This window comes from Mycobacterium sp. E342, from assembly GCF_001667665.1.
GTDB lineage: Bacteria > Actinomycetota > Actinomycetes > Mycobacteriales > Mycobacteriaceae > Mycobacterium.
Genome location: NZ_LZJM01000233.1, coordinates 1 through 19568, shown reverse-complemented (window position 1 = coordinate 19568; position 19568 = coordinate 1). Strand labels below are relative to the sequence as shown.

The 19568-nt window shown below is 69.4% G+C and carries 19 protein-coding genes; 10 read left to right on the top strand and 9 right to left on the bottom strand.

Annotation, left to right across the window (positions count from 1 at the left end):
• Nucleotide 1: 1 nt before the first annotated feature.
• Together A5692_RS18060 and A5692_RS18055 are read right to left on the bottom strand one after the other, a co-directional pair.
• Nucleotides 2-1321: a PE-PPE domain-containing protein gene (locus A5692_RS18060; protein ID WP_068058292.1), complete on the bottom strand. Its 1320-nt coding sequence runs from the start codon at nucleotides 1319-1321 to the stop codon at nucleotides 2-4.
• Between the two features lie 15 nt (nucleotides 1322-1336).
• Nucleotides 1337-2476 (bottom strand): PPE family protein, encoded by a 1140-nt coding sequence (locus tag A5692_RS18055; RefSeq protein WP_068058290.1) that lies wholly within the window; start codon nucleotides 2474-2476, stop codon nucleotides 1337-1339.
• Nucleotides 2477-2759: 283 nt separating this feature from the next.
• Here A5692_RS18055 and pdxS point away from each other — a divergent pair, with 283 nt between their 5' ends.
• The 4 genes from pdxS (at nucleotide 2760) to A5692_RS18035 (ending at nucleotide 5946) form a co-directional block, all read left to right on the top strand.
• Complete coding sequence (gene pdxS, locus A5692_RS18050) at nucleotides 2760-3608, top strand: pyridoxal 5'-phosphate synthase lyase subunit PdxS (protein WP_231984365.1); 849 nt, start codon at nucleotides 2760-2762, stop codon at nucleotides 3606-3608.
• A 9-nt stretch (nucleotides 3609-3617) separates the two neighbouring features.
• The gene (tesB, locus tag A5692_RS18045) at nucleotides 3618-4454 is read left to right on the top strand and encodes an acyl-CoA thioesterase II (protein ID WP_068058286.1); all 837 of its coding nucleotides are present in this window, start codon (nucleotides 3618-3620) and stop codon (nucleotides 4452-4454) included.
• Nucleotides 4451-5047 carry a pyridoxal 5'-phosphate synthase glutaminase subunit PdxT gene (gene pdxT / locus A5692_RS18040; RefSeq protein WP_068058284.1) on the top strand — a complete coding sequence of 199 codons (597 nt, stop codon included), beginning with the start codon at nucleotides 4451-4453 and terminating at the stop codon, nucleotides 5045-5047. Before tesB ends, pdxT begins: the two co-directional genes overlap by 4 nt.
• Before the next feature lie 143 nt (nucleotides 5048-5190).
• The gene (locus A5692_RS18035) at nucleotides 5191-5946 is read left to right on the top strand and encodes a YebC/PmpR family DNA-binding transcriptional regulator (protein ID WP_068058278.1); all 756 of its coding nucleotides are present in this window, start codon (nucleotides 5191-5193) and stop codon (nucleotides 5944-5946) included.
• A 14-nt stretch (nucleotides 5947-5960) separates the two neighbouring features.
• On the opposite strand, the gene A5692_RS18030 is transcribed toward A5692_RS18035, so the two are convergent.
• Genes A5692_RS18030 through A5692_RS18010 form a run of 5 tightly spaced genes read right to left on the bottom strand, consistent with a single transcriptional unit; the run spans nucleotide 5961 to nucleotide 9604 of the window.
• Nucleotides 5961-7559, bottom strand: a complete 1599-nt coding sequence (locus A5692_RS18030; RefSeq protein ID WP_068058379.1) for a polyamine aminopropyltransferase — start codon at nucleotides 7557-7559, stop codon at nucleotides 5961-5963.
• A complete protein-coding gene (locus tag A5692_RS18025; protein ID WP_068058276.1) occupies nucleotides 7556-8011 on the bottom strand; it encodes a DUF350 domain-containing protein in 456 nt (151 codons plus the stop codon). Before A5692_RS18025 ends, A5692_RS18030 begins: the two co-directional genes overlap by 4 nt.
• Before the next feature lie 27 nt (nucleotides 8012-8038).
• Nucleotides 8039-8470, bottom strand: a complete 432-nt coding sequence (locus tag A5692_RS18020; protein ID WP_068058377.1) for a DUF4247 domain-containing protein — start codon at nucleotides 8468-8470, stop codon at nucleotides 8039-8041.
• Entirely contained in the window at nucleotides 8467-8979 is a 513-nt protein-coding gene (locus A5692_RS18015; RefSeq protein WP_068058266.1) for a DUF2617 family protein, read from the bottom strand. The genes A5692_RS18020 and A5692_RS18015 overlap by 4 nt, the downstream gene beginning before the upstream one ends.
• 10 nt (nucleotides 8980-8989) lie before the next feature.
• Entirely contained in the window at nucleotides 8990-9604 is a 615-nt protein-coding gene (locus tag A5692_RS18010) for a DUF4178 domain-containing protein (RefSeq protein WP_068058264.1), read from the bottom strand.
• Between the two features lie 181 nt (nucleotides 9605-9785).
• On the opposite strand from A5692_RS18010, the gene ruvC reads away from it, so the two are divergent.
• The 6 genes from ruvC (at nucleotide 9786) to A5692_RS17980 (ending at nucleotide 14248) form a co-directional block, all read left to right on the top strand.
• Complete coding sequence (gene ruvC, locus A5692_RS18005) at nucleotides 9786-10340, top strand: crossover junction endodeoxyribonuclease RuvC (protein WP_068058262.1); 555 nt, start codon at nucleotides 9786-9788, stop codon at nucleotides 10338-10340.
• Nucleotides 10337-10933 (top strand): Holliday junction branch migration protein RuvA, encoded by a 597-nt coding sequence (gene ruvA, locus A5692_RS18000; RefSeq protein ID WP_068058260.1) that lies wholly within the window; start codon nucleotides 10337-10339, stop codon nucleotides 10931-10933. The genes ruvC and ruvA overlap by 4 nt, the downstream gene beginning before the upstream one ends.
• Entirely contained in the window at nucleotides 10930-11976 is a 1047-nt protein-coding gene (gene ruvB / locus A5692_RS17995; RefSeq protein ID WP_068058258.1) for a Holliday junction branch migration DNA helicase RuvB, read from the top strand. The genes ruvA and ruvB overlap by 4 nt, the downstream gene beginning before the upstream one ends.
• A 237-nt stretch (nucleotides 11977-12213) precedes the next feature.
• Nucleotides 12214-12885 (top strand): hypothetical protein, encoded by a 672-nt coding sequence (locus A5692_RS17990; protein ID WP_068058374.1) that lies wholly within the window; start codon nucleotides 12214-12216, stop codon nucleotides 12883-12885.
• A 161-nt stretch (nucleotides 12886-13046) separates the two neighbouring features.
• Nucleotides 13047-13430, top strand: coding sequence for a DUF1304 domain-containing protein (locus tag A5692_RS17985; protein WP_068058256.1), 384 nt, complete (start codon nucleotides 13047-13049; stop codon nucleotides 13428-13430).
• A 131-nt stretch (nucleotides 13431-13561) separates the two neighbouring features.
• A complete protein-coding gene (locus A5692_RS17980) occupies nucleotides 13562-14248 on the top strand; it encodes a hypothetical protein (protein ID WP_068058254.1) in 687 nt (228 codons plus the stop codon).
• A gap of 60 nt (nucleotides 14249-14308) precedes the next feature.
• On the opposite strand, the gene car is transcribed toward A5692_RS17980, so the two are convergent.
• Nucleotides 14309-17842, bottom strand: coding sequence for a carboxylic acid reductase (gene car / locus A5692_RS17975; protein WP_068058252.1), 3534 nt, complete (start codon nucleotides 17840-17842; stop codon nucleotides 14309-14311).
• Between the two features lie 150 nt (nucleotides 17843-17992).
• The gene (gabT, locus tag A5692_RS17970) at nucleotides 17993-19333 is read right to left on the bottom strand and encodes a 4-aminobutyrate--2-oxoglutarate transaminase (RefSeq protein ID WP_068058250.1); all 1341 of its coding nucleotides are present in this window, start codon (nucleotides 19331-19333) and stop codon (nucleotides 17993-17995) included.
• Between the last annotated feature and the right edge of the window lie 235 nt (nucleotides 19334-19568).

The following is a 19568-nucleotide window of genomic DNA, read 5'->3' as shown; positions in this document are numbered from 1 at the left end:
GCTAGAACCCGTCGATCGCGACATGGAGGTCGGGCGGCAGGTTCAACCCCGCGGCCAGCGACTCGGGCGGCAGGCCCAACCCTGCGGACAGTGATTCCGGAATCGCCTGCGCGGCGACCGGGCTCAGGCCACCGGCAACGGTGACCGAGAGGGTCTGGAACGGTCCGGGAAGGCCGGTGGCGTAACCGAAGTCGACAAACGGCCGCAGGAAGGGCTGGAGCAGGTCGGCCAGCGGGTTGCCGAAGACGGGGATCAGGCGCAGCGGGTCCAGCAGGGGCAGGTTCTGCGTGGGAATCAGGTAGTAGGTCGTCATGCCGATGTGCGTCTGGATGGCCGTGGCCACCTGCGCCGCGCTCAGGGTCGGGTAGGTCCCGTGCAGGTAGGGGAAGCCCAACAGGGCGTTGAGGTCGGCCGCAATGTTGAAGATCGACCGCGGGAAGTAGGCGACGGGGTCGTATTGCAGCGTGTAGATGGCGGTCTGGTAGAGGGTGTCCACCGGGGTCACGACGTGAAACGCCCCGAAGCCGGGGATGAAGTGCGTCAGGATGCCCGTGCCCGGAACGTTCGGGTCGGAGAGCAACACGAACGACAGCAGGTCCGAACTCGGCCGGATGGCTGCGGGCAGGGCGTCCAGATAGCGCATTTCCAGGGTGGCGATGGTGGCGCTTTGCGAATAGCCCAGTACGACAACATGATTGCCTGCGCCGGTTTCGGTCAGGATCGCATTGTTCAGTATCGTCACGCCCTGTCGGACCGACTGGCCGAACGTTTCGCTCGTGAGGCCGGTGACGGGCCAGAAGTCCTCCGGCGTGGTCAGGCCCTCCGGCGTATAGCCGGGGTAATGCGGCGCGATGTAGGTGTTGTAGACCGAGGTCACATAGGAGGGGGTGGGTTGCGGGTTTCCGGTGCCGCCCATGATCAACGCCACGTTGGTCGACGACGTCGTCGTCGGGGCGCTCGGCGCTTGGCTCGCCAGGCTCAAGCCTCCGCTCACCGTCTGCTGCGAGGGCAGCGCGGGCGTCAGTTGCGCGGCGGCCGCGTTGGAAGCCTCGGCTTGGGCGTACGAATCGCTGCTATCGATCAACGTCTGCACGAACCGCTGGTGAAACGCCTCCGCGCGGGCGGCGACCTCCTGGTAGCTCTGGCCGTACGCGGCGAACAGAGCCGCGGTGCGCAGCGATACCGCATCCGCGGCCGGGGGGAACACCATGGTCGTCGGGGTGGCCGCCGCCCCGTCGGCGGCGGCGATCGCCGAACCGATTCCCTGCAAATCGCCGGCGGCCGCCGTCAACGTGTCCGGGGCCGTGATCACGAACGACATCGCATCGCCGCCTGACTACCCGACCACCGGGCGCGCCACCACGCCGGAGCGCGAAGCCTCGGCCGCTGGGGTAACCCCGGCCACCCCGCGCCCACCCGTGCTCACCGCGGGCTTGAATGGCACCCTCGGCAGGCTGGGCGTCACCTGGCTCACCCCGGTGGCCGGCAACCCGGCAACCGGCCCAGTTGACGGGGTCGCCTGCACCTCGGTGGTCCAGCTCGGCGGAACCGACAGCGCCCCAACGGAACCCGCCCTCCCGAGGTCCGCCAACACCGCGGGGGCGCCGAGCTGGGACGGGCTCGTCGTCCCGACAGCCGAACCGGCGGATGCCAACACAGAACCCATCGACGGCATGCCGCCGAGGGCGCCGCTCATCAACGGGTTGGCGCCACCCATGAACTGGCCCACGAGCTGGCTCATCAGCATGCTCATGGGTTGCAGAGCGAACTCGCCGCCCATCGAGAGCATCTCCAGCGGCGACAACCCCGAGGCCGACGACGGCGAGAGTCCGAACGACTGAAACAGCGACGACATCAGCTGGGCGTCCGACATGACCGATTGCGTCTGGGTCGCCGCCGAATCCGCGGCGGTCGCGAGGCTGTCGACGGCCTGAGGGGCGGCGCCGAGACCGTCGGGCGGTTCGTTGAAGGACGTCAGCTGGGCGGCCGCCGCCAGCGTGGCGGCATCGTAGGCGGACATCGCGGCGGCGTCCTGGGCCCACATCTCGGCGTATTGCGCTTCGGTGGCCATGATCGCGGGAGTGTTCTGACCGAAGAAGTTCGTCGCGATCAGGGCGGCCAACTGGGCGCGGTTGGCGGCGATCACGGGCGGCGGCACCGTCATCGCGAACGCCGCCTCGTAGGCGGCCGCTGCGGCCATCGCCTGGGTCGACACCTGCTCGGCCTGCAGCGCGGTCGCCGCCAACCAGGTGACGAAGGGGCTGGCGGCGGCCGCCATCGCCACGGCCGACGGGCCCAGCCACGGCCCGCCCGTCAACGCCGCGATCACCGTCGCATACGACGACGCCGCCCAACCCAACTCGGCGGCCAGCCCCGCCCACGCGGACGCGGCGGCCAGCACGGACCCCGCGCCGGGACCGGCATACATCAGACCGGAGTTGATCTCGGGCGGCAGCAGCCCAAAATCCGGCACCATCCCGACCCCTCCTCAGCCCGGTCGACGGCCGCCGTCCCGCAACTACGTGGCCCCGCTACACGTCCCACCGCTCAACGATGTGAGCAAAGTAACGATGAAGTGTCTAGCAAGGCGTCGATTTCGGGGCCTAGGGCCAATCGGCCCTTTTGGCTCGGCGGTTGGCAAATTCGTGTCGCGCGCCCCACTAGACTGGGGCGACAACGGTTGAAGGAGATCAGCAGTGGACACCGCCGCGTCACCCAACGGCAGCGGACGAACCGGGACCGCGCGCGTCAAGCGCGGCATGGCCGAGATGCTCAAGGGCGGCGTCATCATGGACGTCGTCACGCCGGAGCAGGCCCGCATCGCGGAGGCTGCCGGCGCCGTCGCCGTGATGGCGCTGGAGCGGGTGCCCGCCGACATCCGCGCTCAGGGCGGCGTGTCGCGGATGAGCGACCCCGACATGATCGAGGGCATCATCGCCGCGGTGACCATCCCGGTGATGGCCAAGGCGCGCATCGGGCATTTCGTCGAGGCGCAGATCCTGCAGAGCCTCGGCGTCGACTACGTCGACGAGTCCGAGGTGCTGACCCCCGCGGACTACACCCACCACATCGACAAGTGGAAGTTCACCGTCCCGTTCGTGTGCGGGGCGACCAACCTGGGCGAGGCCCTGCGCCGCATCAGCGAGGGCGCGGCGATGATCCGGTCCAAGGGCGAGGCGGGCACCGGTGACGTCTCCAACGCGACCACGCACATGCGGGCGATCGGCGGTGAGATCCGCCGGCTGACCTCACTGTCGGAAGACGAATTGTACGTGGCCGCAAAGGAATTGCGGGCGCCCTACGACCTCGTCGTCGAGGTGGCCCGGGCCGGCAAGCTACCGGTCACCCTGTTCACCGCCGGCGGCATCGCCACCCCGGCCGACGCGGCCATGATGATGCAACTGGGCGCCGAGGGCGTCTTCGTCGGCTCCGGGATCTTCAAGTCGGGCGATCCCGCGCAGCGCGCCGCGGCCATCGTCAAGGCCACCACCTTCTACGACGATCCCGACGTGCTGGCCAAGGTGTCGCGCGGGCTGGGCGAGCCGATGGTGGGCATCAACGTCGAGCAGATCGCGCAGCCCCATCGGCTGGCCGAACGCGGCTGGTAAGAACAGTCTGTGGCGATCGAAGAGATCCTTGATCTCGAGCAACTCGAGGTCAACATCTACCGCGGTCGGGTGTTCAGCCCTGAGTCGGGATATTTCCAGCGCACCTTCGGCGGCCACGTCGCCGGCCAGTCGCTCGTCTCGGCGGTGCGCACCGTCGACCCGCGCTACCAGGTGCACTCGTTGCACGGCTACTTCCTGCGACCCGGGGACGCCAACGAGCCGACCGTCTTCATCGTCGAACGCACCCGCGACGGCGGCTCGTTTGCCACCCGGCGGGTCAACGCGATCCAGCACGGGGAGATCATCTTCAGCATGGGGGCGTCCTTCCAGACCGACCAGGAGGGCATCCACCACCAGGACGTCATGCCGGCCGCGCCGCCGCCCGACGGGCTGCCCGGCCTGGACTCGATCAAGGTGTTCGACGACGCCGGATTCAAGCAGTTCGAGGAGTGGGACGTCTGCATCGTGCCGCGCGACCAGCTGCGGCTTTTGCCCGGAAAGGCCTCCCAGCAGCAGGTGTGGTTTCGCCACCGCGACCCGCTCCCGGACGATCCGGTGCTGCACATCTGCGCCCTGGCCTACATGAGCGACCTCACGCTGCTGGGATCGGCGCAGGTCAATCACCTCGACGTGCGCGAGCACCTGCAGGTGGCTTCGCTGGACCACGCGATGTGGTTCATGCGGGCGTTCCGGGCCGACGAGTGGCTGCTCTACGACCAGTCGTCGCCGTCGGCCAGCGGCGGTCGCTCGCTGTGCCAGGGCAAGATCTTCACCCAGTCCGGCGAGATGGTGGCGGCGGTCATGCAGGAGGGGCTGACCCGCTTCCAGCGCGGATTCCAGCCGTGAGCGGTCCCCGAATCGGGGTGCTGGCGCTGCAGGGGGACACCCGCGAACACCTGGCCGCGCTGGACGAGGCCGGGGCCGAGGCGATGCCGGTGCGGCGCCGCGAAGAGCTGGAGAAGGTCGACGGGCTCGTCATTCCCGGTGGTGAGTCCACCACCATGAGCCACCTGCTGCTCGACCTCGACCTGCTGGAGCCGCTGCGCGGGCTGCTGGCCGACGGGCTGCCCGCCTACGGTGCGTGCGCAGGCATGATCCTGCTGGCCAGCGAGATCCTTGACGCCGGCGCGGGCGGCCGGCAGGCCCTGCCGCTGCGTGCGATCGATATGACGGTGCGCCGCAACGCCTTTGGACGTCAGGTCGATTCGTTCGAGGGCGACATACCGTTCGCCGGTCTGGACGGCCCGGTGCGCGCGGTGTTCATCCGCGCCCCGTGGGTCGAGCGCGCCGGTGCCGACGTGCAGGTGCTGGCCGAGGCGTCGGGGCACACGGTCGCGGTGCGGCAGGGCGCCAAGCTGGCGACGGCCTTTCACCCCGAGATGACTGGCGATCGCCGCGTCCACCAGCTGTTCGTGGACATCGTCAACGGCGTCGCCTGAAACCCATCAGTCGCACCGGTGCCCGGGTTCTTGTGACGACTGGGGCCTCTGGGCCGCAAGGGGAACGGTCCGTCGGGCGGGGCCGGGCGTGCACGTAGACTCGTCTGGCGAACTTTCGAAGACAGAAGAGGTAAGAGACACCGATGAGCGGCCATTCCAAGTGGGCCACCACCAAGCACCAGAAGGCCGTCAAGGACGCGCGCCGGGGCAAGGAGTTCGCCCGGCTGATCAAGAACATCGAAGTCGCCGCCCGTACCGGCGGCGGGGACCCGGCGGGCAACCCGACCCTCTACGACGCCATCCAGAAGGCGAAGAAGACGTCGGTGCCCAACGACAACATCGAGCGCGCCCGGAAGCGCGGTGCCGGCGAGGAAGCCGGCGGCGCCGACTACCAGACGATCATGTACGAGGGTTACGGGCCCAACGGCGTGGCGGTGTTGATCGAGTGCCTGACCGACAACCGCAACCGTGCCGCCAGCGAGGTGCGGGTGGCGATGACCCGCAACGGCGGAACCATGGCGGACCCCGGGTCGGTCGCCTATCTGTTTTCCCGCAAGGGCGTCGTCACGCTGGAGAAGAACGGGCTCACTGAAGACGACGTGCTGACGGCGGTCCTCGACGCCGGCGCCGAGGACGTCAACGACCTCGGCGAGAGCTTCGAGGTCATCTCGGAGCCGACGGATCTGGTCGCCGTGCGAACCGCTCTGCAGGACGCCGGCATCGACTACGAGTCCGCCGAGGCCAGCTTCCAGCCCTCGGTCAGCGTGCCGGTGGACGTCGACGGCGCCCGGAAAGTGGTCAAGCTGGTCGACGCCCTGGAAGACAGCGACGACGTCCAGAACGTGTGGACCAACGTCGATTTGTCCGACGAGGTTTTGGCCGCCCTCGACGAGGACTAGTCACCGTCGGCTAGCTAGTCGTATCCGTGCCGCATGTCCTCGACGATGCGCGGATTGTCCAGCGTCGAAGGCTCAAGCGGGCGGGGCCGGGTGTCGTCGGGAAACACCGTGGCGGCGTCGAGGACGTGCTGGTTGAGGAAGCGCAGCGGCGGCGCGTTGGGCGGCACCACGGGTGTGGGGGCGCTGCCCCCGCGGCGCGCCAGGACGAAACCCCAGTCCCCGAACGTCGGCACGTACACGTGGTACGGCGTCACCGCGTAGCCGGCCGCCCGGATCGAGGAGGCGGTCCGCCAGAACGCCGTCTGCGTCGAGAACGGGCTGCCCGACTGCACCACCATGAGCCCGTCGGCGGCCAGCGCGTGCCCGATGAGCGCGTAGAACTCGGTCGAATACAGCCGGCCCAGGACCGGGGTGTCGGGGTCGGGAAGGTCGACGATGACGGCGTCGAAGCCCCCGGCCGGGATGACGTCCGGGTGCGGTGCGCGCAGCCAGCGCATCGCGTCGTCGATCACCACTTTGACCCGCGGGCTGTCCAGCGAACCGCCGTTGGCCGCGCGCATGGTGGTGCGCGCCAGCTGAATCACCGCGGGGTCGAGCTCCACCTGCACGATGTCGGTGATGCCCGGCTGCCGCAGCAGTTCGCGGGCCACCAGGCCGTCGCCGCCACCCAGCACGAGGACGGATCGGGCGCTGGCCCCGAGCGCGGGGTAGACCAGGCTTTCGGTGTAGCGGTACTCGTCGCGGGTGGAAAACTGCAGGCCCCCGTCGAGATACAGGCGCATGTCGTTCCCGCGCCGGGTCACCACGATCTCCTGATACGCCGAGTGCCGGTAGGCGATGATCGGATCGGCGTAGAGCCGCTGGCGGCTCGTCGTCTCGATGTCGGCCGAACGCGCCAGCAGCGTGGCCAACAGCGCGAGCGCGGCGGCCAGCGCGCACAGCGCCGCCACCAGCTGCCGGGTCGAAACGATCCGGCGCAGCACGAAGACCGCGACGACGGCCGCGGCCAGCAGGTTGACGATGCCGGTGGCCGCCGCGCCGCGGATCATGCCCAGCTGCGGCAGCAGCAGGAACGGCCAGACCAGCCCGCCCAGCAACGCGCCGAGGTAGTCGGCGGCGTTGAGGTTGGCCAGGGTCCGGCCGGTGTCGGGAGCCTGGTCTTTTTCGGGGCGTATCCGCCCCTGTTGCAGCATGGTCATCAGCAGCGGCACCTCGGCGACGACCAGCCCACCGATCAGCGCGGTGCCCACCGCCAGCATCCACATCGACTCGTCGTCGATGAAGGCGAACACCGTGTACAGCGCCGCGGCGGACAAGCCGCCGACGATGCTCAGCAGCACCTCCACCGCGATGAACGCGATGGCCGCGTGCGCCAGCAGCGGCTTGACCACCAGGGCACCCACGCCGAGCGCGGCGATGTAGCCCGCGACGATCAGCGACGTGGCGACGATCCCGCCGCCGTTGAGGCTCGCCGCCAGTGTGAGCAGCGCGAGCTCGTAGACAATGCCGGACGCCGCGCACGCCGCGACCGCGGCCAGCAGCACGGCCCGCCAGCGCAGCGAGGAATCCGCGGGCCGGCGCGCTTCCGGCGCCGGCAGATCAACCGAAGTCATGACACGGCGGCGGCCGTGACACATCCCACCGCGAGCAAGATCAGCGCCACCGCGAACGATCCCGGATGCAGCTCCGGCTCGTCGACGTGCTCGTGGAAGCTGCCAGGGATCAGCAGATGCATTGCCACCAGCGCTATTCCGAGCAGGATCACGCCCATCAGCCCGTACACCGCCACGCCGACCAGCCCCTGACCCAGCTGGCTATAGCTGTTCGCGATGGCGGTGACGATGACGACGGTCAGTGCGATGTACATCGCGCCCGCGACGACGACGGCGTTGGGTCGACGGTCGATGAACACCAGTCGGCGCAGATTGCCTGGGGTCAACACGTCGACCGCGTAGAACCCGACGAGAAGTACCGCCATGCCGACACAGAAGTACAGGATTGTCGCGACTGCGCCTTTGAAGACGGGATTGAGGTCGACGGTGCCGATCTCGACGGCGAGGTACATGGTTCTCTCCTTTGTGGTGGTGGGCCGTCACTTGGTTCCGCCGGGGCCACCCGGGGTGCCTCCGGCTCCGCCCGAGGGGGAGCCGGGGGTGAAGCCGGGGCCGAGGAAGATGAAGGCGCCGTGGCTGTATCCGGCGTTCAGGCCTTCCACGCGGATGCTGCACGGGCGGTTGCCGTCGGGGCCGACGATCACGATGTTGTTGCTGTAGCGCAGGTACTCGTTGTCGCCGTTGGCGGCCCGGGCCTGGGGTGCCTCGTATTCGGCGAGCGTGTCGGCCACGTCGTCGGGGGAACCGCTGCACTCGTAGCGCGTGCCGTTCGCGTCGTGGGCGTACTCGTGATAGTGGCCGGCGATGTAGGATCCGATGTTCTTCTGCAGCAGGATGATTCCGGGCACCAGGCAGGCGACGGCGGCCACCGCGAGCGCGCCGGCGATCACCAACAGGCGGTTGCGGCTCACGGATGCCACCGGCTCGCCGTGTGCACCACCGTGCCGCCCGACGCCACAAGGCCGGCCGGATACAGGTGCCAGGTCTGCCAGCGCCAGCCGGCGCCGTCAGGCTCGGCGGCCAACGCGGTCAGCGCGGCGTCGTCTCCGGGGAAAGAGCCGCCGAGCCAACCCTTTTCGCGCACACACCGGTCACGGAGGTCACCGGCGATGCGGCGGAAGGTTGCCTCGCCGTACGTGTCGGTGCGGGATTCCAGGGAGTAGCCGGCGGTGGCCGTGTGCTCCGGCAGGTCGACGCCGTGGCCGCGCGCCGTGCAGGAGACCTCCTCGGAGAACCGGCCCGCGGCGTGCTCGACGGTGACGACGTGCGAGGCGCCGAGCACCCCGAGCAGCAGCGCGCCACCGGCGGGGTGGGCCAGCAGGCAGGTCGCCAGGGGTGGCGGCGCGGGCGCGTTGAGGGCGAGCCCGAGGTTTTCTCCGGAGACGTCCGAAGGCGCTACGGCGAGCTGGTGAAGCGGCACCGACGCGCTCCTAGGAGGACGGGGAGGGCGGGGGTGCGGGATACACCGTCAGCTCGCCGGTAAGCACCGGCTTGCCGGTCGACACCTCCCACGGCATGCCCGGTGCCCAGCGTTCGAACGAGAGCAGCGCGGACTCGTCGGAGTTGGCGCAGTCGACGAACTCCATCTCGCCGCCCGCCGGCAGACCCGTGGTGCCCTCGGTGGTGAACGAGGCGCGACCGCGTTCGGACTCGTGAAAGGTCACCCCGTCGACGACGTATTGATCACCCGGCTGCAGCCGGATGTCCTTGCGGCTGACCCACATCGCCAGCTCGAGGCGCCCGTCGTCCTCCTCGACGCTGAACCAGATCGGCTGGTCGCCGCCCTCCAGCAGGTGCTCCCACCACACGAACGGGCCCTCGCGGTAGGTCACCGAACCGCGCACAACGTAGTCGACGCCGCCGTAGCTGACGATGGCGCCGGGGCCCAGCTGGCGGGGGCCGAACTCCGGCATCGCGTTGAACGAGAGCGGATCCTGGCGTCCGCGCGGAGGGCCCGCCTGCTTGGGACGTCGCAAAGCGATGATGAGCACCACGATGGACGCGATGAACAGCACGATCGCGATAATGACCAGCAGTGATCCCACGCGAGCCCTTCCGTTGCCACCTTGCTTGAGCGAACGTCGGCTAAAGCTAACAGCTTTTCGGCGGATTGGGCGTTGTAACCTCCCGACCGGGAATCGGGCGCCGCCGCCGCGTGTCCTCCGCGAGGAGGTCGGTCCCGCCCGCTAGGGTATCGAACAGCTGTTCTACAGGTGGGAGCGGGCAATGCGGGTGATGGGCATCGACCCCGGACTGACCCGGTGCGGGCTGTCGGTCGTGGAAACCCGGCGCGGGCGCAACGTGGTCGCGTTGGACGTCGACGTGGTGCGAACCCCGTCGGACGTGCCGTTGGCCAAGAGGTTGCTGGCCATCAGCGACGCCGTCGAGCACTGGCTGGCCACCCATCAGCCGGACGTCGTTGCCATCGAGCGGGTGTTCTCCCAACTGAACGTGTCGACCGTGATGGGCACCGCGCAGGCCGGCGGGGTGGTCGCGCTGGCGGCGGCCAAGCGTGGCATCGACGTGCACTTCCACACCCCCAGCGAGGTCAAGGCCGCCGTCACCGGCAACGGCGCCGCCGACAAGGCTCAGGTCACCGCCATGGTCACCAAAATCCTTGCGCTGCAAGCCAAGCCGACGCCAGCCGACGCCGCCGACGCGCTGGCGCTGGCGATCTGTCATTGCTGGCGGGCGCCGATGTTGGCCCGGATGGCCGCGGCCGAGGCGCTGGCCGAACAGCAGCGGCACAAGTATCTGGCCAGGCTGAAGGCCGCCCGATGATCGCCTCGGTGCGCGGTGAGGTGCTCGAGGTGGCGCTCGATCACGCGGTGATCGAGGCCGCCGGTGTCGGCTACCGGGTGAACGCGACGCCGTCGACGCTGGCGACGTTGCGCACGGGCACCGAGGCCCGGTTGATCACCGCGATGGTGGTGCGCGAGGACTCGCAGACGCTTTACGGGTTCGGCGACTCCGATACCCGCGACCTGTTCCTGACGCTGCTGACGGTGTCGGGCGTCGGGCCCCGGCTGGCGATGGCGACGCTGGCGGTGCACGACGCCGCGGCCCTGCGACAGGTGCTGCACGACAGCGATGTCGCCGCCCTGACCCGGGTTCCCGGCATCGGCAAACGCGGCGCCGAACGCATGGTGCTCGAGCTGCGCGACAAGGTCGGCGCGGTGACGGCCGCACCGGGCGGCGCACCCATGGTGAACGGGCACGCGGTCCGGGGGCCGGTGGTGGAGGCGCTGGCCGGCCTGGGCTTCGCGGTCAAGCAGGCCGAAGAGGCCACCGACAAGGTGCTGGCCGCCGAGCCGGACGCGACCACGTCCGGCGCCCTGCGCGCCGCTCTGTCGCTGCTGGGTAAGTCGAAATGACGGACGACTTCGCCGACCGCGAGCTGTCCCCGGCGCTGGCCGTCGGGGAGGGCGACATCGACGTCAGCCTGCGGCCGCGTTCGCTGCGGGAGTTCATCGGCCAGCCCCGGGTGCGCGAACAGCTGCAACTGGTGATCGAGGGCGCCAAGAACCGGGGCGGCACCCCGGATCACATCCTGCTGTCGGGCCCGCCCGGGCTGGGCAAGACGTCGCTGGCCATGATCATCGCCGCCGAACTCGGGTCGTCGTTGCGGGTGACGTCGGGTCCCGCGCTGGAACGCGCCGGTGACCTGGCCGCCATGCTGTCCAACCTGGTCGAGCACGACGTACTGTTCATCGACGAGATTCACCGCATCGCCCGGCCCGCCGAGGAAATGCTGTATCTGGCCATGGAGGACTTCCGGGTCGACGTGGTGGTGGGCAAGGGTCCCGGGGCCACGTCGATACCGCTGGAGGTGGCGCCCTTCACCCTGGTCGGCGCCACCACCCGCTCCGGTGCGCTGACCGGGCCGCTGCGCGACCGGTTCGGCTTCACCGCACACATGGACTTCTACGAGCCGGCCGAGCTGGAGCGGGTGCTGGCCCGCTCCGCCGGCATCCTGGGCATCGAGCTGGGCGCCGAGGCCGCCGAGGAGATCGCCCGTCGCTCGCGCGGCACGCCACGCATCGCCAACCGGCTGCTGCGCCGGGTCCGGGACTTCGCCGAGGTCCGCGCCGACGGGGTGATCACCCGCGACGTCGCCAAAGCCGCGTTGGCGGTCTACGACGTCGACGAACTCGGCCTGGACCGGCTCGACCGGGCAGTGCTGTCGGCGCTGACCCGCAGCTTCGGCGGCGGGCCGGTCGGGGTGTCGACGCTGGCGGTGGCCGTGGGCGAGGAGGCCACCACCGTCGAGGAGGTGTGCGAGCCGTTCCTGGTCCGCGCCGGGATGGTCGCGCGTACGCCCCGCGGCCGGGTGGCCACCGCCCAGGCGTGGACGCACCTGGGCATGAGCCCGCCGCCGGGGGTCACGGGGCTGGGCCAACCGGGCCTGTTCGACTAGCGGACCCGACCATTACCAAATCGTGACCTGTCGGACGAGCAAGTGCCCGAAGGCCCGCCGACCGCGCAGTCCGGCCCGCTCAGGCCGGCGCCACCACGGGTAATCGGGCACGGGACACCTTCGGCGCGGCCGCCGCACCGTCGCACGGCAAACGCCTGGGTGGTCCGCAGTCGGTTACGTGCGGTCCCGCAGGGGTAACCAGGGTCACAGCAGCCATACCTGGTGAAGGAGATTCTGATGAGGACCACGCGCCACGACTATGAACGCCCTCGCGCGCTGTACATGCCACGTACCCGCGGCGCGCTGACCGGGCTACTCCTTATTCTTCTGGGCGCCTGGGGGGCGTTGGTGCCGTTCTTCGGGGCCAACATCGACTGGGCCTACATGTCCGACCCGGCATGGACGTGGACCACGACCAAGGGTTGGCTCGAGGTGCTCCCCGGCGCCGCGGCCGCGGTGGGCGGCCTGCTGGTACTGCTCTCCGGCAACCGCGCGAATGCGGTGTTGGGTGGCTGGCTGGCGGTCGTCGCCGGCGCCTGGTTCATCGTCGGCCGCGCGTTCGCGCCGACACTGGGCATCGGCGACGTCGGTCAACCGATGGCGGCGACGGACGTGAAACGCGCCCTGCTCGAGATCACCTACTTCACCGGCCTGGGGGCGGTGATCGTGTTCCTGGGCGGGGCGGCCGTGGGGCGCCTGGCGGTCCGGCATGCGCGCGACGTCGTGGTGACGGAACCGGCGATGGCGGCCGACGCCGTCCCGGCGGGTGAACCGGCAATGTACGACGAGACGCGCGGCGTGACCGCGGCGCGGACGGACCGGGTGGCACCCGAGCCCCGCGGGCACGGCTTCTTCGGCCGGCGCGCCGGCGGCGGCCTGTTCCACCGGCACCACCACGCCGGCGTGTAGTGCGGTAACAGTCACGCGGGGGGCGTCGGTAGCGCTGAGCTACCGGCGCCTTTTCGCGTTTAGGACGGCTTGGGCAACCGCAAGTCGGTAAAGTCCACCCGCACGCCGAGACATGCGGATGCCTTCATCGCGCTGCAGGCCTCGACCAACGAGGAGGAGCGATGCTCACAGCCGGCCTGATATTCGCCGCACTGGCGGCGTTACTGCACGTGTACATCTTCGTGATGGAATCGTTGACCTGGACCACGCCGCGCACCCGCGCCGCATTCGGCACCACGGCCGAGGAGGCCGAGACCACCAAGCTGCTGGCTTTCAATCAAGGCTTCTACAACTTGTTCCTGGCGGTCGTGAGCGGAGTCGGTGTCGTCGCGATTGCCTTGCGGCACAACGCCGTTGGCGCCGCGTTGGTCTTCGCCGGCGTCGGGTCGATGGCCGCGGCCGCGGTGGTGCTGCTGTTGTCCGCGCCGGACAAGGCGCGGGCGGCGGTGAGCCAGGGCACCTTTCCGGTCATCGCGATCGTGCTCTTGCTCCTCGCGCTTCACTAGTAACACCCGCCTCACCAGCCCCAAAGGCCACGGGGCGCGGTGGCTTTCGCGCGCCCCATGGGTTACGACTGGAAAACGCCGGGTACCCATCTCCGGCCGGAAATAGGCCCGGTATTCAACGAGGGGATGTCATGAAATACGCAGAAGACGGCCAACCCCGCGGGCTGAGCATGCCTCGCTCGCGTGGCGCGGTCAGCGGATTGCTCCTGGTCATCTTGGGAGCTTGGGGGGCGTTAATACCGTTTGTCGGACCGCGCTTCAACTTCGCTTACACACCCGACCGGGAGTGGGCGTGGAGTACGGCCCGAGGGTGGCTCGAGGTCCTGCCGGGAGCCGCGACCGTGCTGGGCGGTCTGTTGTTGATCGTCGCCGGAAACCGGGTGGCGGCCATGCTGGGCGGATGGCTGGCGGTGCTGGCCGGCGCCTGGTTCGTCGTCGGTGGTCAGCTCGCGCCGCTGTTGGGCATCGGCTCCGCCGGTGACCCGGTCGCCGCCACCGAGCGCAAGCGCGCGGTGCTGGAGGTCACCTATTTCTCCGGACTGGGTGCCCTGATCATCTTCGTGGCCGGTGTGGCGCTGGCGCGCACCGCCGTACGCCTGGCGCGCGACGTACAGCCGTTGACGCCGGCGGACGCCGCGGCGGCGCCGGGCGTCGCCCCGTACCGGGATTCGGCATACGAGCCGGCCGAGGTGTCCTCGGGCGCGCTGACCAAGCCGCGCTCGGCGGCCGACCCGGAGCCGAAGCGGGGGTGGCGTCGCCAACGCTCGGCGTCGGGGGCCAACGCCGCGTACCTGCGCTGGCCGCACCCGCAGCAGTAACGCGTACACAAAAGCAATCGCCCGGCCCCGAACGGGGCTGGGCGATTGCTTTCTGGCGCTTTACAGCAGTCCGAGCAGCTGCAGGTCGGTGACGTACTTGACGATGGTCGGCGCCGAGACATGGGGGATGTCTTTGTCGGGGCCGATCTTCGCCTCCTGCACCGCGGCGCGGAAGCGGTCGGTCGGTGCCATCGATCCGTTGATCGGCTTCTCGGGTTTCTGGTAGTTGTGCAGCAGCGGCAGCAGCGAGTACTGGCGTTGCCGCTCGGGCAGCGTCCGCATCGCCTGTTCGAACCGCCGCAGCCAGTCGCCGTAGTCGGCGATGCGCTGGATCCCGTAGCCGGCGTCGATCAGCCAGTCGACGTACTCGTCGAGACCGATGCCATCGTCGTACGGGTTCATCACGTGGTACGTCTGGAAGCCGTCCGCTCCGGAGACGTTGTCCGGCACCTGCGCGCCCAGCGTGGAGATCGCCGAGGCGACGAACTCCACCGGCAGGCCGTCGTAGTGCGAACGCTGGCGGTTGCCCTCGGCGTCCAGTTCGTAGAACGAGCCGGGCGCGACACCGGTGGCGACCAGGCTCAGCATCAGCCGGGTGAACATGTCCGGCAGATTGAGCTGTCCCGCATAGGTGGTGTCGGCCAGGATCATGTCGCAGCGGAACACCGCGACGGGCAGGCCGCACAGGTCGTGGGCCTCGCGCAGCAGCACCTCGCCGGCCCACTTGCTGTTGCCGTAGCCGTTAGCGTAGTTGTCGTTGATCGCCCGCGTCGCGCTGATCTGGCGGACGTCGGCGTCCTCGACGAACTGGCCCGGCTTGATCTGGTCGCCGACACCGATCGTCGACACGTAGGTGTACGGCTTCAGCTTGGTGGTCAGCGCGATCCGGATCAGTTCGGCGGTGCCCAGCGCGTTGGGACCGAACAGCTCGCTGTACGGCAGCACGTGGTTGACCAGGGCGGCCGGGTCGACGATCAGGTCGACGGTGTCCGCCAGCCGCTGCCAGGTCTGCTGGTCCAGGCCGAGGTTGGCCTCGCCCTTGTCACCGGCGATGACCTCCAGGTGGTCGGCGGCCAGTTCCCGGTAGTGCGCCAGGAGCTTCGGGTCGCCGTGGGGAGAGCCGACGCCGAAGGTCTGGTCCAGCCGCGCACGCGCCTCGGCGTCGGACTTGGCGCGCACCAGGGCGATCACCTTGCCGTCCACCAGGTCCATGCGCTCGAGCCACTCCAGCGCCAGGTAGCGGCCCAGGAAGCCGGTGGCACCGGTCAGCAGCACCGTGCGCACCTCGGCGGCCGGCTTGGGCAGGTTGGGCGCCGCGGCCAGCGTCTCGGCCTCGAGGAACTTGTCCAGCGTCAGGTCGCTGGCGTGCACCTCGGTCGCGCCGCGCCCGTGCACGGCGGAGAACGTGGGCCGCTTGGTGCCCTGGCGCTCGCCCTCGATGTAGCGGGCGATGGCCGCCAGGTCGCTGGCCGGGCTGACGATGACGCCCACCGGCACGTCGATGTCGAAGATCTCGCGCAACAGGTTGCCGAACGTCAACGCCGACAACGAGTCCCCGCCGAGATCGGTGAAGTGTGCGTCCGGGGTCAACTCGGTGCTCGCCGTGCCGAGCATGGCCGCGGCGGCCCGGCTCACGGTCGCCAGCACGGGCGCGTCGGCGCCGTTGCGGCGCAGTTCGGCCAGCTCGTTGGCCTGCCCCTCGGCGAGTTCGGCGTAGAGCTGCTCGAGCCGCTCGCCGTAGTGCTGCTTCAGCTTCGGCCACGCCAGCTTGCGGATCCCGGTCAGCAGACCGTTCTCCAGGCTGAACGGTGTGGTCTCGATGATGAAGTCGCGCGGCACCTCGTAGGACTGCAGGCCGGCCTGACGCGCGACGTTCTGCAGCGAGTCGGCGATCTTTCCCTTGAGCGTGTCCAGGTCCCAGCGGCCCAGGGCCTCTTCGGTCGGCACGACGACGGCCAGCAGGTAGGGCTGCGCGCTGTTGCCGTAGACGTAGATCTGGCGCACCAGCGGGCTGTTGCCGAACTCGGCCTCCAGCTTGGCCAGGGTCACGAATTCGCCCTGCGCCAGCTTCAGCACGTTGTTGCGGCGGTCGACGTACACCAGCTTGTTGGGCGCGACCTCGGCGAACACGTCGCCGGTCCGGTAGTAGCCGTCCTCGTCGAACACGTTGGCCGTGGTCTCGGCCCGCTTGTAGTAGCCGGGGAACATGTTCTCGGTCCGCAGCAACAGCTCACCGCGGGGGTAGGGCCGGTCGGTGTCGAAGTAACCGAGGTCGGGCACGTCGACGAGCTTGTAGTCGATCACCGGCGGCCGCTGAATCTCGCCGTCGAACAGCACCATCCCGGCCTCGGTCGAGCCGTAGCCGTCCCTCAGGTGCATCTCGAGCAGCGACTCGACCCAGGTGCGCAACTCCGGGGAGGTGGGCGCCGAGCCCGTCATCGCGAAGATGAACCGCCCGCCCAGCAGGTACTGGCGCTGCTCGGTGAGCACCTCCGCTGCGACGGCCTGGCGGTCACCTCCCTCGGACAGCCGCCGCTCCACCTGGCGCTGGAACTCGCCGAACAGCGTCTCCCAGATGCGCGGCACGAAGTTCAGCTCGGTGGGCCGCACCAGCTCGAGGTCTTCCAGCAGCGTCGAGAGGTCGCTCTTGGCCGCGAAGTAGGCGGTGCCGCCGTTGCCGAGCGTGCCGTACAGGATGCCGCGGCCCATGACGTGGCTCATCGGCATGAAGTTGAGGGTGATCGACGCGGCGCTTTCCCCGAACCAGTTCCTGCTGCCCCGGCGCCAGATCTTGGCGACGTTGCTCTGGGGGTACATCGCACCCTTGGGCGCGCCGGTGCTCCCGGAGGTATAGATGAGCAGGGCCAGCGGGTCGGGCTCCTCGCTGGTCGGCAGCGGCGCGTCCGGCAGCGCCTTGCCGCGGTCGAGGACCTCGGTCAGCGTCTCCACCACCACGTTGGCCGCCGCCAGCCCCGCGCGTGCGGCTTCCAGCGCCTCGCGCTCGTCGTCGACCTCGGGGTGGTAATCGAACACCACCAGTTTCGCGGGTCGGTGGCCGCTGAGGATCAGCTCGACGGCATCGGGCAGCTGGTTGGCGCTGGCCGCGATGACGGTGGGTTCGGTCTCGGTCACGATCGGCTGCAGCGAGGTCAGCGACGCGCTGGTCTGCAGCGGGACCGAGATGGCGCTGATCGTCGCCAGCGCCATGTCGATGGTGGCGTAGTCGACGCTGTTGAAGCCCAGGACGCAGACCCGGTCACCGACCTGCACCTCGTCGTTGGCCCAGGCGCGGCCGAGCGCGGCGACCCGCTCGCCCAGCTGACGGTAGGTGACGGTCTCGAACCGGGGGAGCAGCTCGAGCCTGGTGCGCCCGGTCGCCGGGTCCGCGACGAACTCCACCACCCGGTGCGCCAGCGCCGGGCGGTCCGCATATCCCTCCATCACGGTCCGGATGACGTCCGGGAGTCGCAGCCCCGGCGTCTCCAGGGCCGCTTCGACGGCCGGGTCCGGGCGTGCGGCGGCGAACTGTGGGTCGTTTGCGGTCAGGTCCTCGATGCGGCGCTCGAGCCGCTCGTCGTGGTCGATGGTCGACATAAACAATTCCCTCGCAATGAAAAATAGTGAGACAGTTTGGCGCCAATGCGCTGACAGATAGAACGTTAGCTAAAGTAACGGTATTCCACCATGACCGCGCCCCGGCCAGTGTTGTGAGATTGCCCACGCCGCCCGGTCGAATCCCCGGTTCTAGAGGTCGCCGAGCAGCCCGCCCAAAACGTCGAGCCCCTCGCTCAGCAGCTCGTCACTGATCGTCAGCGGCGGCAGCAGCCGGATGATGTTGCCGAACATGCCGCAGGTCAACACGACGACCCCGGCCGCGTGGGCGGCGGTGGACAGCGTCCGGGTCAGCTCGGCATCGGGCTCGGCGGTCCCGGACTTCACCAACTCGATGGCGATCATGGCGCCCCGGCCACGCACATCGCCGATGCGGTCATCGCCGGCCTGCAGGCGCAACAGCGGTTCGGTGATCAGCCGTTCCAGCTGTTGGGCTCGCGCGATCAGTCCGTCACTTTCGATCGTGGTGATGGTGGCCAGTGCCGCCGCACACGCGATGGGGTTGCCGCCGAATGTGCCGCCCAAACCGCCGACGTGCGATGCGTCCATGACCTGCGCGCGCCCGGTGACCGCCGACAGCGGCAGCCCGTCGGCGATGCCCTTGGCCGTGCAGATCAGGTCGGGCTCGATACCCTCGTGCTCGCACGCGAACATCGCGCCGGTGCGCGCGAACCCGGTCTGCACCTCGTCGGCGATGAACACCACGTCGTTGTTGCGGCACCAGTCGAGCAGGGCGGGCAGGAATCCCTCGGCGGGCACGATGAACCCGCCCTCGCCGGCGATCGGCTCGATGATCACGGCGGCGAGGCTGTCGGCGCCGATCTGGCTCTCGATCACGTCGATGGCCCGGGCGGCGGCCTTCTCGCCGTCGGTCGCCAGCTCCTTGTCGAGCAGCCCGTCCCGGTACGGGTAGGACACCGGGGCGCGATAGACCTCCGGGGCGAACGGGCCGAAGCCGCTCTTGTACGGCTTGGACTTGGCGGTCAGCGCCATCGCCAGGTTGGTGCGGCCGTGGTAGGCGTGGTTGAACGCCACGACGGCGGGCTTGCGCGTGTAGGACCGGGCGATTTTGACGGCGTTCTCGACCGCCTCGGCGCCGGAATTGAACAACACCGTGCGCTTCTCGCCGGAGCCCGGCGTGATCCGGTTGAGTTCTTCGGCGACGGCGATGTACTGCTCGTACGGCACGACCATGAAGCACGTGTGGGTGAACTCGGCGACCTGTGCGCGCACCGCCTCCACCACCCGGGGCGAGGAGTTGCCGACGGTGGTCACCGCGATGCCGGAGGCCAGATCGATGAGCCGGTTGCCGTCGACGTCCTCGATGATGCCGCCGAACGCGCGCGCGACGAACACCGGCAGCGAAACGTTCACCCCGTGTGACACCGCCGCCGCGCGGCGTTTGGTGAGTTCGAGCGAAGCGGGACCGGGGATTTCGGTGACCAGCTGGCGAGTCTGCTCGAGGCCGGCCACGATTTTCTCCTCACCGCGGCGCGCCTGTCACGTCGCCACCCAAGCCTATCCGGCCGGGCACCGACGGGCCTCTGGTGCACCGCGGGGCTCGGGTGCGACCTGCGGCACTGGCACACTGGCCGTAACGAGGTGCGCGGCCTGCGGGTCGTCCCGGCACCAAATGCCCTTCGATGCCACTACGAAAAGACAGGCCCTTCATGGAGAGTTTGATCCTGTTCCTGCCCTTCCTGCTGAT